Source organism: Paraburkholderia sp. BR10936, from assembly GCF_040965735.1.
In the GTDB taxonomy this organism is placed as follows: domain Bacteria; phylum Pseudomonadota; class Gammaproteobacteria; order Burkholderiales; family Burkholderiaceae; genus Paraburkholderia; species Paraburkholderia nodosa_A.
Genome location: NZ_JBFRCM010000017.1, coordinates 126,772 through 141,508, shown reverse-complemented (window position 1 = coordinate 141,508; position 14,737 = coordinate 126,772). Strand labels below are relative to the sequence as shown.

Annotated in this window: 15 protein-coding genes; 10 read left to right on the top strand and 5 right to left on the bottom strand. The window is 66.4% G+C overall.

Features of this window, described 5'->3' with window-relative positions; all coding sequences use genetic code 11:
• The first annotated feature begins 48 nt into the window (after window positions 1-48).
• The 10 genes from AB4Y36_RS30345 to AB4Y36_RS30300 all read left to right on the top strand — a co-directional run bounded on the left by AB4Y36_RS30345 (window position 49) and on the right by AB4Y36_RS30300 (window position 8,855).
• Entirely contained in the window at window positions 49-765 is a 717-nt protein-coding gene (locus AB4Y36_RS30345; protein WP_069266187.1) for a TetR/AcrR family transcriptional regulator, read from the top strand.
• A gap of 118 nt (window positions 766-883) precedes the next feature.
• Window positions 884-1,843, top strand: a complete 960-nt coding sequence (locus tag AB4Y36_RS30340; RefSeq protein ID WP_141710745.1) for a 4-hydroxyproline epimerase — start codon at window positions 884-886, stop codon at window positions 1,841-1,843.
• The gene (locus AB4Y36_RS30335; protein ID WP_069266131.1) at window positions 1,843-3,000 is read left to right on the top strand and encodes an FAD-binding oxidoreductase; all 1,158 of its coding nucleotides are present in this window, start codon (window positions 1,843-1,845) and stop codon (window positions 2,998-3,000) included. Before AB4Y36_RS30340 ends, AB4Y36_RS30335 begins: the two co-directional genes overlap by 1 nt.
• Window positions 2,993-3,268, top strand: a complete 276-nt coding sequence (locus tag AB4Y36_RS30330) for a 2Fe-2S iron-sulfur cluster-binding protein (RefSeq protein ID WP_069266132.1) — start codon at window positions 2,993-2,995, stop codon at window positions 3,266-3,268. The genes AB4Y36_RS30335 and AB4Y36_RS30330 overlap by 8 nt, the downstream gene beginning before the upstream one ends.
• Complete coding sequence (locus tag AB4Y36_RS30325) at window positions 3,265-4,533, top strand: FAD/NAD(P)-binding oxidoreductase (RefSeq protein ID WP_069266133.1); 1,269 nt, start codon at window positions 3,265-3,267, stop codon at window positions 4,531-4,533. The genes AB4Y36_RS30330 and AB4Y36_RS30325 overlap by 4 nt, the downstream gene beginning before the upstream one ends.
• 89 nt (window positions 4,534-4,622) lie before the next feature.
• The gene (locus AB4Y36_RS30320) at window positions 4,623-5,405 is read left to right on the top strand and encodes an AraC family transcriptional regulator (RefSeq protein ID WP_069266134.1); all 783 of its coding nucleotides are present in this window, start codon (window positions 4,623-4,625) and stop codon (window positions 5,403-5,405) included.
• 179 nt (window positions 5,406-5,584) lie between these two features.
• The gene (locus AB4Y36_RS30315) at window positions 5,585-6,499 is read left to right on the top strand and encodes a dihydrodipicolinate synthase family protein (protein WP_368684936.1); all 915 of its coding nucleotides are present in this window, start codon (window positions 5,585-5,587) and stop codon (window positions 6,497-6,499) included.
• A 94-nt stretch (window positions 6,500-6,593) separates the two neighbouring features.
• Window positions 6,594-6,749, top strand: a complete 156-nt coding sequence (locus tag AB4Y36_RS30310) for a hypothetical protein (protein WP_368684935.1) — start codon at window positions 6,594-6,596, stop codon at window positions 6,747-6,749.
• Between the two features lie 46 nt (window positions 6,750-6,795).
• Entirely contained in the window at window positions 6,796-7,458 is a 663-nt protein-coding gene (locus tag AB4Y36_RS30305; RefSeq protein ID WP_028203032.1) for a response regulator, read from the top strand.
• Window positions 7,455-8,855 carry an ATP-binding protein gene (locus tag AB4Y36_RS30300; RefSeq protein WP_368684934.1) on the top strand — a complete coding sequence of 467 codons (1,401 nt, stop codon included), beginning with the start codon at window positions 7,455-7,457 and terminating at the stop codon, window positions 8,853-8,855. Before AB4Y36_RS30305 ends, AB4Y36_RS30300 begins: the two co-directional genes overlap by 4 nt.
• Here the strand turns inward: AB4Y36_RS30300 and ampC are convergent.
• From ampC to AB4Y36_RS30275, 5 genes are all read right to left on the bottom strand, one after another.
• Window positions 8,852-10,024 carry a class C beta-lactamase gene (gene ampC / locus AB4Y36_RS30295; protein ID WP_368684933.1) on the bottom strand — a complete coding sequence of 391 codons (1,173 nt, stop codon included), beginning with the start codon at window positions 10,022-10,024 and terminating at the stop codon, window positions 8,852-8,854. The two genes, AB4Y36_RS30300 and ampC, sit on opposite strands and share 4 nt — an antisense overlap.
• Before the next feature lie 88 nt (window positions 10,025-10,112).
• Entirely contained in the window at window positions 10,113-11,639 is a 1,527-nt protein-coding gene (locus AB4Y36_RS30290; protein ID WP_368684932.1) for a cytosine permease, read from the bottom strand.
• Between the two features lie 160 nt (window positions 11,640-11,799).
• Window positions 11,800-12,729: a LysR family transcriptional regulator gene (locus AB4Y36_RS30285; RefSeq protein ID WP_342947089.1), complete on the bottom strand. Its 930-nt coding sequence runs from the start codon at window positions 12,727-12,729 to the stop codon at window positions 11,800-11,802.
• 12 nt (window positions 12,730-12,741) lie between these two features.
• Window positions 12,742-14,175 carry an NAD(P)/FAD-dependent oxidoreductase gene (locus AB4Y36_RS30280; RefSeq protein ID WP_368684931.1) on the bottom strand — a complete coding sequence of 478 codons (1,434 nt, stop codon included), beginning with the start codon at window positions 14,173-14,175 and terminating at the stop codon, window positions 12,742-12,744.
• 68 nt (window positions 14,176-14,243) lie between these two features.
• Window positions 14,244-14,588: a cupin domain-containing protein gene (locus AB4Y36_RS30275; protein ID WP_368684930.1), complete on the bottom strand. Its 345-nt coding sequence runs from the start codon at window positions 14,586-14,588 to the stop codon at window positions 14,244-14,246.
• Window positions 14,589-14,737 lie beyond the last annotated feature (149 nt).

Here is a 14,737-nt window from a genome sequence, read left to right as displayed (position 1 = left end):
TCCGTACGGAATGTTTAGCAGCAGCGCCTGAATGGTATGATCGCCGCCATGAAAGACTCCTCCGTCAAGGCGCCCGCGCGCGCGACAAGGCGCAGCGCGAAGGCGGCTGACGCAGCGGCCCCCTCGGCTCCGCCGGCCTCCCCGGCCCCGAAACCCCGTTCCCCACGCAAGGACGCGGCGCCTGCCGCCGGCACGCGCCGCAAGAAAGCCCCGGCTCAGGTGCGCGCGCAGTTGCTGCAAGCGGCTTCCGATATCGCCACCGATCAAGGCGTGCCCGCCGTCACGCTCGACGCCGTGGCCGAACGCGCGGGCGTGACCAAAGGCGCGCTGCAGTATCACTTCGCCAACAAGCAGGGCTTGCTCGATGCCCTCTTCGAGCAGACGCTAACGCGCTTCGAGCAGCAGATGCACACGCGCATCGACGAAGGCGTGGCGCAAGGCACGCCGAAACACGGCGCCGCCGCGCGCGCCTACCTGCACACCACCATCGACGAAACGAGCCCTGCCGCCAGCACCAACGTGCTGCGCGTGCTGGTGGCCGCGATGATGACCGATCCCGCGATTCGCGAGCGCTACGCCGCGCCCATGCGCAAGTGGACGCGCCCCGACCCGCTGCCGCTCGAAGCCGCCGCCCGCCTCATGATCTGCCGGCTCGCGGCGGACGGCCTGTGGATCTCCGACCTGCTCGGCTACCAGAACATGCCGCCGCGCCTGCGCGCCGAAGTGGTGCGCCAGCTGGAGCAGCTGGCGCTCGTGAAAGCCTGACGAAAGCACGCGCAAGGGTTCCGCCTCACCGCCGCGCATTCACGCCCGGCGCACTATGCCGAAATCGTCACCGCGCATGGGTCGTTCGAGCAAGACGGCCAAAATGGCGCGACCTACGATTGTCGGCATGAAAGCCCTGACCGTTATCGACTCCCACACGGGCGGCGAGCCCACGCGCCTCGTGATCGACGGCGGCCCCGAGTTGGGCCGCGGCCCGCTCGCCGAACGCCTCGCCGTATTCCGTCGCGACTTCGACCGCGTGCGCGCAGGCGTCGTCAACGAGCCGCGTGGCTCGGACGTGATGGTCGGCGCGCTGCTTTGCGAGCCGCATGATCCGTCCTGCTCTGCCGGCGTGATCTTCTTCAACAACGTCGGTTTTCTCGGCATGTGCGGCCACGGCACCATCGGCCTCATCGCGTCGCTCGCGCATCTCGGGCGCATCGCGCCAGGCGTGCATCGCATCGAAACGCCGGTCGGCAACGTCGAAGCCGAACTGCACGCCGACGGCAGCGTCACCGTGCGCAACGTGCCCGCGTATCGCTACCGCCAGGCCGTGCCGCTCGACGTGCCCGGCTACGGCCGCGTGCACGGCGACATCGCCTGGGGCGGCAACTGGTTCTTCCTCGTCGCCGATCACAACCTGACGCTCGAAGCGGGCAACGTCGAAGCGCTCACCGAAGCCACGTGGGCCATGCGCCAGGCGCTCGAAGCGAATGGCATGACCGGCGCGGACGGCGCGCTGATCGACCATATCGAACTGTTCGCGCATTCGGACATCGCGGGCATCGACAGCCGCAATTTCGTGCTGTGTCCCGGCAAGGCCTACGATCGTTCGCCGTGCGGCACCGGTACGAGCGCGAAAGTCGCGTGCCTCGCCGCGGACGGCACGCTCGCGCCCGGCGCGCGGTGGCGCCAGGAAAGCATCATCGGCAGCGTGTTCGAAGCCTGCTATGAAACCACGCCCGATCTCCCCGCGGGCCATGTGCGCCCGAGCATTCGCGGCAGCGCGCATATTAGCGCGGAGTCCAAACTGATTTTCTCCGACGATGATCCGTTCGCGTGGGGCATTCCCGCGTGATGCAAGGTTCGAGCCGTCGACACGATGTCGTCGTGATCGGCGCGGGCATCGTGGGCGCGGCTTGCGCGCATGAACTCGCGGCGCAGGGCCTGAACGTGCTCGTCATCGAGCGCGCCGGCATAGGCGGCGGCGTGACGGCCGCGGGCATGGGCCACCTCGTCGTGATGGACGACACGCCCGCCGAATTCGCGCTGAGCGCGTGGTCGCTCGCGCTGTGGCACGCGCTGGCGCCGCGTCTCGACGAGCGCCACGCGTTCCTGCGCTGCGGCACGCTCTGGGTCGCCGCCGACGAAGAAGAACTGGCGCTCGCGCAGACGCGTCAGCAGGCGTTGCAACACCAGGGCGTGGCGTGTTCGATGCTCGACGCGCGCCAGTTGCGCAAAGCGGAACCGGGGCTGCGCAAGGGCCTCGTGGGCGGCATGATCGTCGACAACGACGCCGTGGTTTACGCGCCTGCCGTAGCCGCATGGCTGCTCGAGCAGCCCGTTAGCGGCCGCTTGACCTGCCGCACGCAGACGCAAGTCGTGCGTATCGACCGCGTGGGCGTACACCTCTCCGATGGCGAGGTCGTCGGCGCGGGCGCGGTATTGATCGCGAACGGCCTGGCGGCGCTCGAGTTGCTACCGCGCCTGCCGCTCCAGGCGAAGAAGGGACACCTCCTCATTACCGATCGCTATCCCGGCGCGATTCGTCATCAGATTCTCGAACTCGGCTACATCAAAAGCGCGCACAACGCGAGCGGCACCTCGGTGGCGTTCAACGTGCAGCCGCGGCCGACCGGTCAATTGCTGATCGGCTCGTCGCGCCAGTTCGACAGCACGGACCCCGCCGTCGAGCCGGCGATTCTCGCGCGCATGCTGCGCCGCGCCGCCGACTATCTGCCGCAACTGCCCGCGCTCAACGCGATCCGCGCATGGACGGGCTTTCGCCCGGCATCGAGCGACGGCATGCCGCTGATCGGCCCCGCGGCGGCGTTCGCCGATGACGACAGCCATCCGTCGACGTGGCTCGCCACCGGGCACGAGGGCCTCGGCGTCACCACGGCGCTCGGCACCGCGAAGCTGATTGCCGCGCAGATGCTCGGACGCGCCGCCGAGATCGACGCGACGCCGTATCTGCCCGCGCGCTTCGCTGACCAGGGGGCCGTGCATGCCTGAAGCCAATACGACCTTGACGATCGACGGTCGCAACGTGGGCGTCGCGCCGGGCAGCTCGGTCGCAGCCGCCATCGCCATTGCCGCGCATGCAGAACACGCAGCGCCCGTCACGCGGTGCTCGGTGAGCGGCGCGCTGCGCGGGCCGTTGTGCGGAATGGGCATCTGCCAGGAATGCCGCGTCACCATCGACGGCGTGCCGCATCGCCTTGCCTGCCAGACAGTTTGCATCGCGGGCATGAAGGTCGTCACCGGGAATGCAGCGCCATGAAGTTCGACATCCTGATCATCGGCGCCGGACCGGCCGGATTGAACGCCGCGCGCATCGCCGCACAGGCGGGCGCAAGCGTCGGCATCGTCGACGACAATGCGCTGCCCGGCGGCCAGATCTGGCGTCAGGGTCCCGGGCATCGCGCCGCCGGTCCCGCACGCGCCGTACTAGACGCCCTCGCGGCCCGCACCAACGTCACGCTGCTGGGCGCCACCCGCATCGTGCAGGCGCTGCCCGGGCGGCAACTGCTCGCGGAGAGCCCCGACCGTGCGCTCGCGCTCGCTTACGGCAAGCTCATCGTCGCCTCGGGCGCGCGCGAACGCTTCCTGCCTTATCCCGGCTGGACCTTGCCGGGCATCACAGGCGCGGGAGGTTTGCAGGCGCTCATCAAGGGCGGGATGCCCGTGCGCGGCGAACGCATCGTCATCGCGGGGAGCGGGCCGTTGCTCTGGGCCGCCGCGGTCACCGCGCGCCAGCATGGCGCAACGATCGCCGCCGTCGTCGAGCAGGCGCCGCCCCAGGCGGTGCGCCGATTTGCGGCAGGCCTCGTCCATACGCCCGCGAAACTCGCCCAGGCGCTGCGCATGCGCTTCGATCTGCGCGCGACGCCCTACTGGTGCGATGCGTACGTTGCCGAAGCCATCGGCACGACGCGCGTGACGCAGGCGCGCGTGCGGCGCGGCAACGACGACGTGCTGGTCGATTGCGACCGGATCGCATGCGCCTATGGCCTCGTGCCGAATACGGGCATCGGCGCGGCGCTGGGTTGCCGCCTCGAAACCCATGCGGGTTCTCCCGCCATCGCCGTGAACGAATGGCAGCAGACCTCCGCCGAAGCGGTTTACGCGGCCGGCGAATGCACAGGCGTGGGCGGCATGGAACTCGCGGCGGTGGAAGGACGCATCGCCGCGTATGCTGCGCTCGGCGACCACGCGAACGCCCGGCACCTGTTTGCCGAACGCGAGCGTTACCGCCGTTTCGCCACGCGCCTGCACGCGGCGTTCGAACTCGCCCCCGCGTTGCGGGCGCTGCCGCAGCCCGACACTGTGTTTTGCCGTTGCGAAGACGTCGCGTATGGCGACGTCGCGCGCCATACGTCGTGGCGCGACGCCAAGCTGCAGACGCGCTGCGGCATGGGTCCCTGTCAGGGCAAGATTTGCGGCGAGGCGGCGGCGTTCTGTTTCGGCTGGCCGCAAAATGGCCAGCGCCCTCCGTTCTCGCCCGCGCGCATCGACACCTTGCTGCACGTAGAAGCGGCGCAATAGCGCCACACCCGCTTTTTGTTGCAGATGCGCGCGCGTGCGCAAATCGGCACAATGGTATTTTCCGCCGATACCGCCCCAAGCGCCTCGCGATGTCCGAACCGGTCCTGCCCGCCGCCCTCGAAAACGCCACGTTTGCGCAGATGATCGCGCATTTCACCATGCTCGAACCGCTGTTCGACGCCATGCCCGACGTGGTGTTCTTCGTGAAGGATCACGAGGCGCGCTACGTGATCGCCAACACCACGCTCGCCGCGCGCTGCGGTTTCAAGGAGAAACGCGCGCTGCTCGGCAAGACGGCCGAGCAGGTCTTTCCCTCGCGCTTCGGCCACAGCTATACCGCCCAGGACCGGGCCGTGGTGCGGCTCGACAGCAGTCTCATCGACCAGCTCGAACTGCATCTGTATCCGGGCCGGCAGCCGGGCTGGTGTCTCACCTCGAAAGTCCCGCTGCACGACGCGCGCGGCCGCGTGCTGGGCGTGGCGGGCATTTCGCGCGACCTGCAGGCCGCCGAAGGCACGCATCCCGCTTACCAGCGGCTCGCGGTCGCCGCGAAGTACATCCAGGACAACTATGCGCAACCGCTCAAGCTCGCGCACCTGGCGAAGCTCATCAACATGTCGGTGGCGCAGATCGAGCGTTACTTCCACAAGATCTTTCACCTCACGCCCCGCCAGATGCTGCTGAAAACGCGTCTGGATGCGGCCTCGGTGCTGCTCGCGAGCGACCTGAGCATCACCGACATCGCCACGCAGTGCGGTTATAACGATCACAGCGCGTTCACGCGGCAATTCAAGGCCACGGTGGGTGTCACGCCCAGCCAGTACCGCGCGCTGCTGCAAACGCCCGAAAGCGCGCAGGCGTCCGCCGCCTGAGCCTCGCGCCAGCTTGCCCAGGGTTGTCCCTGGGCCGCTGAAGCAAGCGGCGGACTATGCAGATTTCGTCTTTTTGAGGCGCGAAAGGCCTCAAGCGTCAAACGATCTGGACAGCGATACTTCACTCATATTCAACAGGTACCGGCGCGAGCCGCTACGCATTCAAGGAGTGAGTCACAGTGAGCGCTATCCAGTGGAGCGGGGTGTTTCCCGCCGTCAGCACGCAGTTCAAGGCGGACTTCTCGGTCGATATCGACGCCACGCACCGGGTGGTGAGCAATCTCGTCAAGGACGGCGTGTCGGGCCTCGTGGTGTGCGGCACCGTCGGCGAGAACACCTCGCTCGCGACGAGCGAAAAGATCGCGGTGATCGAGGCCGCGCGCGACGCGGCAGGCGGCAAGGTGCCGGTAATCGCGGGCATTGCCGAATTCACCACCGAGTTCGCGCGTCAAACCGTGAAGGAAGCGGCGAGCGTCGGTGTGGACGGCGTGATGGTCATGCCGGCGCTCGTGTATTCCTCGAAGCCGCACGAAACGGCCGCGCATTTCCGCGCCGTGGCGTCGAGCACCGACGTGCCGGTGATGGTCTACAACAATCCGCCGATCTACAAGAACGACGTCACACCCGACATCCTGATCGCTCTTCAGGATTGCGAAAATATCGTCTGCTTCAAGGATTCGTCGGGCGACACGCGCCGCTTCATCGATCTGCGCAACGCCGTGGGCGATCGCTTCGTGCTGTTCGCGGGCCTCGACGACGTATTGGTCGAAAGCGTGGCTGTGGGCGCGCAAGGCTGGGTCTCGGGCATGTCGAACGTGTTCCCGAAGGAAGGCGAAACGCTGTTCCGCCTCGCGAAGCAAAAGCGCTTTGACGAAGCGCTCGCGCTCTACCACTGGTTCATGCCGCTGCTGCATCTCGACGCGCGCCCCGACCTCGTGCAATGCATCAAGCTGTGCGAGGAACTGGTGGGCCGCGGCAGCGCCGTCACGCGCCCGCCGCGCCTGCCGCTCGAAGGCGAAGCGCTCGCGCATGTGAAGGCCGTGGTCGAGAAGGCGCTCGCCACGCGCCCCGCCCTGCCGGACGTCGGTCTGTAAGCGCTACGCATTCAACGCGCCTCTCTCCCAATCTTCATTCGAATCGCCGAAACCGGGCCACGTTGGCCCGGTTTGTTTTTTTACACGGGATGCCATGTCCGCCACCATCGTCCTCACGCTCGACGAAGTCTTCACGCTCTCGCGCAACGTGCTGCCGCAAGGCATATCCGATGCGCGCGCCGAGCCCGCGCTGCGCGATATCGCGCCCGGCGTGCTGACCGTGGGAGCGTGCCGCTTAAGCACCGGTTAAGCCGGGATGAGCGACAATGTAAGGCTGGAAATTGGGGGAGCGAGCGATGCGCCTGTTGCTGGTGGAAGACGACGAAATGATTGCGGAAACGGTGCTCGACTCGATGCGCCGCGAGGGTCATGCCGTCGACTGGGCGCGCGACGGGCGGGAAGCGGAGCTTTCGCTCGACAACGACGTGTACGACCTCGTGCTGCTCGACCTCGGGCTGCCGAAGAAGGACGGGATCGAAGTGCTGAACGGCTACCGCCGCAAGGGCGGCGAAGCGGCCGTGCTGATCCTGACCGCGCGCGACTCGGTGACGGACCGCATCGCCGGGCTCGACGCCGGCGCCGACGATTACCTCATCAAGCCCTTCGATCTCGACGAACTGGCCGCCCGTACGCGCGCCATGCTCCGCCGCCGCACGGGCCAGAAACAGCCCGTCTACACGCACAGCGGCCTTGCGCTCGACCCCGCCGCGCACGAGGTGACGAAAGACGGCGAAAGCGTCGCGCTCGTGCCGCGCGAGTTCGCGCTGCTGCGCGTGCTCATCGAGCAGCCCGCGCGCGTCTTCACGAAGGCCGAACTCGAAGAGCGCATGTACGGCTGGGGCGAGGAAGTCGGCAGCAACGCGATCGAGGTGCACGTGCACAGCTTGCGCCGCAAGATCGGCACCGACCAGATCGTGACTGTGCGCGGCGTGGGCTACCGGCTCAAGAGATCGGAATGAACTCCATCCGCCGCCGCCTGCTGGGCTGGCTCATCTGCGGATTCGCGGCCGCCTCCATCGTGGCCGGCTTCGGCATTTTTCACAGCGCGCGTGAAGAAGCGGGCGAGCTCTTTGATTACGAGCTGCATGCCGTGGCGCAATCCATGCCCGCGAACGCCGCGATGGCGCGCGAGGTCGAGCAGTCCGGCCCCGGCTTCGACGAGATCGCCGACGACCGTATTCTCATCCAGATCTGGGACCACGACGGCAAGCTGGTTTACCGCTCGCAGGAAACGCCCGTGCTGCCGCGCCAGGCCACGGGCTTTCGCACGATCGAGCACGACGAGGTGCATTGGCGCGTGTACGGCATCGCGCAACCGGATCGCTTCGTTCAGGTGGCGCAGCCCATTTCCGTGCGCGACGGGCTGGCGCTGCATCTCGCGCTGCATACGTTGTGGCCGCTCGCACTGCTCGTGCCGGTGGCCATCGTGCTGCTGCTGTTCGTGGTGACGCGCGGGCTCGCGCCGGTGGGCGCGTTGTCGGCGCTGCTCGCTTCGCGCTCGGCGCATGAGCTGGAGCCGTTGCGCCTCGACGGCTCGGTGCCCGTCGAACTGCGCCCGCTCGTCGTCGCGCTCAACGATCTGCTGGACCGCCTGAATACGGCTTCGCAGGCGCAGCGCACCTTCATCGCCGACGCGGCGCACGAGCTGCGCTCGCCGCTCGCCGCGCTCAAGCTGCAATGGCAGGCGGCGCTGCACGACGGCACGCTCAACGGCGAGCCGCGTACGCTCGAGCGCATGCAAACGCGCCTGAACCGCACGATCCGCCTCGTGCAGCAATTGCTCACGCTTGCGCGCGAAGATGCGCAAGCGAGCACGCCCGCCACTGTCGTGAGCCTGCGGCGGCTGGGAGAGCAGGCCATCGGCGACTTCTCGCTGCTCGCGGAAGAGAAAGGCATCGACCTCGGCCTCGAGTCGCGGCCGCCCATCACGCCCAATTGCATCTGCAACGTGAACGCCGACGCGCACGGCCTGAACACCCTGCTGAACAACCTGCTCGACAACGCGATCCGCTACACGCCCTCAGGCGGCAAGATCGATCTCGTGCTCACGCGTTCGCAGGACACGCTCGGCTTCGAAGTCATCGATAACGGGCCCGGGATTCCCGAAGCCGATCTCGAGCGCGTGGTCGACCGCTTCTTTCGCGGCGATCATGCCCAGGGCACAGGCAGCGGGCTCGGTCTTTCGATCGTGGCGCGCATCGCGCAGCGTCATGGCCTGACGTTCACGCTGCGCAACAACCCGGGCGGGCGCGGTCTCACGGCGGCGGTGAGCGGGCTGCCTGTGCACGACAGCCCGGCGGCTAACATGAATGCGCCCGCCAGCCGAACCGCGCGGGCGACGAGCGATTCGGCCTAAGGTGCAGGCACGCCCTGCACCCGTTCCAGCACGCGATAGGCGAACCGCACGCGCGACTCGGTGGGGTGATTGCGGTTGGCGAGAATGACGATGGCCGTTTTGCGCGAAGGCTCGAACGCCAGATAGCCGCCAAAACCATTGGTCGCGCCCGTCTTGTCGAGCAACACGTCGGGCTGCGGCGGCTGCGGCGGAATCAACGCCGTGGCCGGGTTGTCCTCCAGCACCATCACGTTCGCGTTGCCTTTCACGAGATCGTTCAGGCCCACCGGCTGCGCGTACTGCTCCCATACGAGGTCCTGAACGAACGGCCCCGTGCGGAAATAGCCCACATGCGTGGCCTCCAGCGCGCGCTGCATCTCTGGTTCCACTTCGACCTGGCGCAGGTTCGCTTCGAGAAAGCGCAGCATGTCTCGCGTATCCGATTTCACGCCGTAGGCTTCGTCGGCTAGCACGCCGGGATGCAGACGCACCGGCGCGTTCTTGCTGTTGTAGCCCTGCGCATAGGCCGCGCGCTCCGCGGCCGGCACGCGGATGAACGTGTGCGTGAGCCCGAGCTTCGGAAAGAGCAGTGTCTCCACCGCATCCGGGTAGCTCATGCCGAGCTGCTGCGCCGCGATGCGCGCGAACATGCCGATGCTCGGGTTCGCGTAGGTGCGCTGCGTGCCAGCCGGATAACGCGGCCGCCATGCCTTGAGCCAAGCCATCAGCTGCGCGTCGTTCGTGACTTCATCGGGCACCTGCAGCGGGAAGCCGCCGCCCGTGTGCGTACCGAGATTGACGAGCGTGAGCGCGCCGAACGGCGTGCCGCGCATCTCGGGCACATAGGTGCTCACCGGCGCATCGAGCGAGAGCTTGCCGTTCACCTGCGCCCACCCGGCCAGGGTGGCGGCGAACGTCTTGCTCATCGAGCCGAGTTCGAACAGCGTTTCGTTCGTGACCGGCTCGCCCGTTTCCTTCGATGCGACGCCGAAGTTGTAGAAGCGCTCCGTGCCGTTCACGGCGACCCCGATCGCGAGACCGGGGATGCCGTTCTCGCGCATGAAGGCGAGCGCGGCTTCGCGTATTTGAGCGTCGCTGCCGGTGGCAGGTTCGGCGGCAAAGCCGGGACCGCTTATGGCGATGGCGAAGAGCAGGGCACCGGCACAGCCCCTTACGAGTGAACGAAGCAAGATCGCCTCCTTACGCGCTGCGCAAAGCCGTGATCTTACCCGCTCTCTGCGCAACGGCTCCCGGCGAAGCGACCTGGTGCTTGCCGACTTACTCGGCGTATTCCGGGCTGCGTTGCAGTTCACGCACCGCTCCAGCGGTTTGCCCGCGCGCGCCGCCGCGCACGAAGCGGCGCCCTTCCCGGCCGTACACGGCATCCGGCTCGGGGAAGATCGTCAGCAGTACGACGTAGATCATGCCGCCCACCGCCAGCGAAACCGGCACGCTCAGATCGAGGCCACCCGCCAGCGAGCCAAGCGGACCGACGAATTGCCCCGGCAGATTCACGAACGAAAGACCGAAGAACGCCGCCGGCAGCCAAGCACCCATCGCGCGCAGATTCCAGCCGTGCGTGAACCAGTAGTGGCCGCCACGGCCGCCGCGATTGAAGACCTGGAGGTCATCGTTGAGATAGTGGCCGCGGCGCGTAACGAACCCGATCACCATGATCGCCATCCACGGGCAGCTGAACGTGCAGATGAGCGTGGAGAACGTCGAGACGCTTTCCACGAGATTGAACGCGAAGCGGCCGACGAAGATGAAGCCGATGGCCAGCGCGCCGATCAGCATGGTCGCACGCACGCGATTCAGGAGTCTCGGAAACATGCTCGACATGTCGAGGCCGGTTCCATAGAGCGCGGTCGTGCCCGTGGACATGCCGCCGATGATCGCAATGAGGCACGTAGGCAGCAGGAACCAGCGCGGCGACACGGCCAGCAGTCCGCCGACATAGTCGTTCGAGGCAATAAAGCTCGGCGCCTTCGTAGCGATGAGCGTAGCCGTGACGAGGCCGAAGAAGAATGGCACGAAAGTGGCGATCTGCGCGGCGAATACGGCGCCCATCACGCGGTGGCGCGGTGTGTGCTGCGGAATGTAGCGCGCCCAGTCGCCGAGCGTCGAGGCGAACGACACCGGGTTGCTCAATGCGACGAGCACGGCGCTCACGAAGGCCACCCAGAAACCCGCGCCGCCCTCACGCAGCGTGCCGGCGTAGTTGGGATCGAATGCGCCCGCGAACGCGAAGGCGCCCACCACGAACATGAGGCTCGCCGCCCATACGGCGATCTTGTTCACCCACAGCATGAAGCGAAAGCCGTAGATGCACACCACCACCACGAGCACGGCGAACACCATGTAAGCCGAGCTGAGTGTCCAGGCGTTGACCGGCACCCCGACCATGTCGTGTGCGCCGCCCACGAGTGCATCGCCCGAACTCCACACGGCGAGCGCGAAGAACGCGATCGATGTGAGCAGCGCGAGGAACGAGCCCACGATCCGCCCATGGATGCCGAAGTGCGCCCCCGACGAAACGGGATCGCTCGTGCCGTTGCGCGGACCGAACAGGCTCATGGGCGCGAGAATGCAGGTGCCGGCGAGCACGCCGAGCACGACGGACCACACGCCCGCCTTGAACGAGAGGCCGACCAGCACCGGAAAGCTGCCCAGCACCGAAGTGGAGAAGGTATTGCAGCCGCCGAACAGCAGCCGGAAAAGATCGATGGGCCGCGCGTAGCGCGATGCATCGGGAATGCGTTCGAAACCGAAAGTTTCGATCTGGGTAATGCTGTTATTGCTCATTGTCTCACTCCTTGCCGCGCTGATCTGGCTGCTTTTGCAACAACCGGCCAACGCACTATCAACGTCTCTCGCCCACTTTAATCGATCGCAGCGGGCTAATTATTCTGCATTCCATACGTTTACATCTTGCGCAGCCAATGTATGGCGCGCAGCGCTTCTTTCATTCAACCAGCGCTTCGGGCGCGGCGGCATGCTGCCCGTAGACGCCCAGCAGATCGTCGCAGAACGCGCGCACGATGGGCTTTTCCGCCGCGCTGCGCTTGACGGCCAGATGCATCGGCACGTCGAAGCCGAACGTGGTGCGTCCGAGCGCCCGGATGAGGCCGCGTTGCTCGAACGGCTCGGCGTGATGCGCAGGCAGATAGCCGATATGGCTGCCCGAGAGGATCAGAACCGTGGCGGCGTCGATGCTGTCGGCAATCGCCGTCACCTGCCGGTCGCCGATACCGGCAAGCTCCTCGGGGATCGGATAGCTGCGCCAGACCCAGTCGTGCTCGCGCAGATCATCGACATTGACGTGCGGCGCATGATGGAACAGCGCGTGCCCGCGCCCGCAGCACAGCACCTGGCGCTCGCTGAACAGCTCGGTGTAGTCGAGGCCCGCCACGCGATGCCAGAAGTAGCCGATCGCAATGTCGAGGTGGTTGTTGACGAGGCTTTCTTCGAGTTCCTGCGGCGCCGCGACCTTCATCGTGAAACGCACGGCCTGATCGCGTTTGCGGAATGCGCCTATCGCTTCCGCGAGCCGCGCGTTCTCGACGTGCGAAGCCTGGCCAATCAGGCCGATGCCGAGCGTGCCGACGAGTTTTCGGTCGATATCGCGCACCCGCGCGACGAACTCGGTGGTGGCCGCAACGAGCGCGCGCGCCGAGGGCACGAAACGTTCGCCCTTCGACGTGAGACGAAAGCCGCCGCGTCCGCGCTCGCAGAGCTTGAAGCCCACGCGCGCCTCGAGCGCCGAGAGCTGCGTGCTGATGGTGGACTGCCGCACGCCTAGCGTCGCTTCGGCTGCCGTGATACCGCGCGCGTCCACCACGGCGAGAAACACGCGGATGAGCCGCAGGTCGAGATCGGAGGTATTGGAGAACATGCCGCTAGTCCCTCACATCGGAAAGCCCATCGCCTTGATACCCTTGATCCACGCGCGCTTCCAGCCGCCTTCGGCGTCGGCGCCGTCGAACGCATGGAACGTGACCTTGGCGGCCAGCCAGCGCACTGGCTCCGGCGGGATATAGGTCGGGCTCTGGTTGGCGATATCGAGCGTGCGCTCGGGGCTGTTGCGGTCGAACAGGATATTCAGGCCCATGAAGGCGCCGAAGCGGCTCGCCGCCACGCCAAAGCCCGTGTAACCCGCCACGAAAACAGCTTTGTCGTTCAGATAGCGCTTCGCGAATACGGAGCCGCGCGAGCAGTAGTCGATCGGGCCGCCCCATGCATGCGAGAAGCGCACGTCCGCAAGCTGCGGGAAGGTGCGGTAGAACGCCTGCGCGAGCCGATAGTAGGTCTCGGCCTTCTGGTCCTGCGCGGGATTCGGATCGCCGTCGAAGTGATAGCTCACGAGCCCGCCGAAGATGATGTTGTTGTTCTTCGTGAGGCGGAAGTAATTGAGCTGCGTGCGCGTGTCGTAAATGCCCTGGCGATGCTTCCAGCCGATACGCGCGAGCTGTTCTTCGGTGAGCGCTTCGGTGGCGAGCACGTGGTCGCGCACCTGCAGCACGCGCCGGTTGATATCGGGAATGCCGACCTTCGCCGTACCGCTGCCGAACACCACGCGCGGCGCGCGCACGCTGCCTTCGGGCGTCTTCACGTAAACAGTTTGGCCTTCGTCGATGACATCGATGAGCGGCGTGTGCTCGTAGAGCTTCACGCCGAGCGAAAGCGCCGCGCGTTTGAGGCCCCACGCGAGCTTGGCCGGATGCACTATGCCGCTGCGATTGCGCGACCACAGCGCGCCGGCGAACAACGGCGAATCGAGTTGCTCGCGCGTCGCTTTGCTGTCGAGCAGAACGACATCGTGCCCGTAGCGCTTGTGCAGCTCGTAGTCGCCGCGCAAGTGCTCGATATGCTCCGGATCGACCGCCACCGTCATTTCGCCGTTCCATTCGATGTCGGCGTCGATGTTGTAGCGCTTGAGCGTCTGCTCGAAGCCATCGAGGTTGTGATGACCGAATTCTTCGAGCTGCGCAATATCGTTGGGGAATACCCGTACGGCATTGGGCAGTCCATGCATCACCGAAGTCGAGATGATGCCGCCCGCGCGGCCCGACGCGCCGTGCGCGACCTTACCCGCCTCGATCAGCACGACGTTCAGATGCGGCATCTGCTCCCTGGCCTGCACGGCGGCCCATAGCCCCGTGAAACCGCCGCCGACGATCAGCAGGTCGGCCTCGACGTTGGCGGTGAGCCTGGGCTCGGTCGGCGGCTCGGCGGGGTTGTCGAGCCAGTACGGAAAGAACCGTGTGCGCGAAAGCGCCTCTTGCACGCTGAGCGTGGCGCCCGGGCGCGATTCGACTTCAACTTCTGCAGGGGTACTCATGATTGGCTTCACTGCGCGGAACGAGAGAAACAGAACCGCCTCCCGTTGAAGGCGGCTCGCCATGGTCCTTAGGCCTGTTCGAGCACGACGTAGAACTTCTTCGCGTCTTCGAGGGTTTCCCAGCGGCCTGCAAAGCCGGCGGGCAGCAGATAGCCCTGGCCGGCCGCAAATTCCTTGCGGGAGCCGTTCGCGTCGGTCAGGGCGATCTTGCCTTCCACGAGCCATACCGCTTCGTCGGCGGTCGTGGCCGGGAAGTCCACCGCGCCGACCTTGCCTTCCCACCAGCCGATCACGTAGTGATTGTTCTTGCCGACCGTGGCGCGCCAGTCGCTTTCGTCCATGCCGTATTCCAGTTTGGTGAATTCGCCGATGCCAGCGCCCAGCGGCACGATGTCCTGAATCAGTTTGCTCATTTGCGTCGCTTCCAGTTGATTGAGTGACGCCAAAGTTACCGACTCGCGCGGTTGCGGTATGCCCCCCCTCAGGGGGGGCAAGCGGTGTTTTGCTGCGTGATTTGGGCATTTTGGGCGGCCAATAGCGTTCGGCTATAATCAATCAGCCA

Bases quoted from the DNA above. Each gene is read 5' to 3' on its own strand.
- AB4Y36_RS30345 (WP_069266187.1), top strand. From the start codon at position 49: ATGAAAGACTCCTCCGTCAAGGCGCCCGCGCGCGCGACAAGGCGCAGC.
- AB4Y36_RS30335 (WP_069266131.1), top strand. From the start codon at position 1,843: ATGCAAGGTTCGAGCCGTCGACACGATGTCGTCGTGATCGGCGCGGGC.
- AB4Y36_RS30330 (WP_069266132.1), top strand. From the start codon at position 2,993: ATGCCTGAAGCCAATACGACCTTGACGATCGACGGTCGCAACGTGGGC.
- AB4Y36_RS30325 (WP_069266133.1), top strand. From the start codon at position 3,265: ATGAAGTTCGACATCCTGATCATCGGCGCCGGACCGGCCGGATTGAAC.
- AB4Y36_RS30320 (WP_069266134.1), top strand. From the start codon at position 4,623: ATGTCCGAACCGGTCCTGCCCGCCGCCCTCGAAAACGCCACGTTTGCG.
- AB4Y36_RS30310 (WP_368684935.1), top strand. From the start codon at position 6,594: ATGTCCGCCACCATCGTCCTCACGCTCGACGAAGTCTTCACGCTCTCG.
- AB4Y36_RS30305 (WP_028203032.1), top strand. From the start codon at position 6,796: ATGCGCCTGTTGCTGGTGGAAGACGACGAAATGATTGCGGAAACGGTG.
- AB4Y36_RS30300 (WP_368684934.1), top strand. From the start codon at position 7,455: ATGAACTCCATCCGCCGCCGCCTGCTGGGCTGGCTCATCTGCGGATTC.
- AB4Y36_RS30290 (WP_368684932.1), bottom strand. From the start codon at position 11,639: ATGAGCAATAACAGCATTACCCAGATCGAAACTTTCGGTTTCGAACGC.
- AB4Y36_RS30285 (WP_342947089.1), bottom strand. From the start codon at position 12,729: ATGTTCTCCAATACCTCCGATCTCGACCTGCGGCTCATCCGCGTGTTT.
- AB4Y36_RS30280 (WP_368684931.1), bottom strand. From the start codon at position 14,175: ATGAGTACCCCTGCAGAAGTTGAAGTCGAATCGCGCCCGGGCGCCACG.
- AB4Y36_RS30275 (WP_368684930.1), bottom strand. From the start codon at position 14,588: ATGAGCAAACTGATTCAGGACATCGTGCCGCTGGGCGCTGGCATCGGC.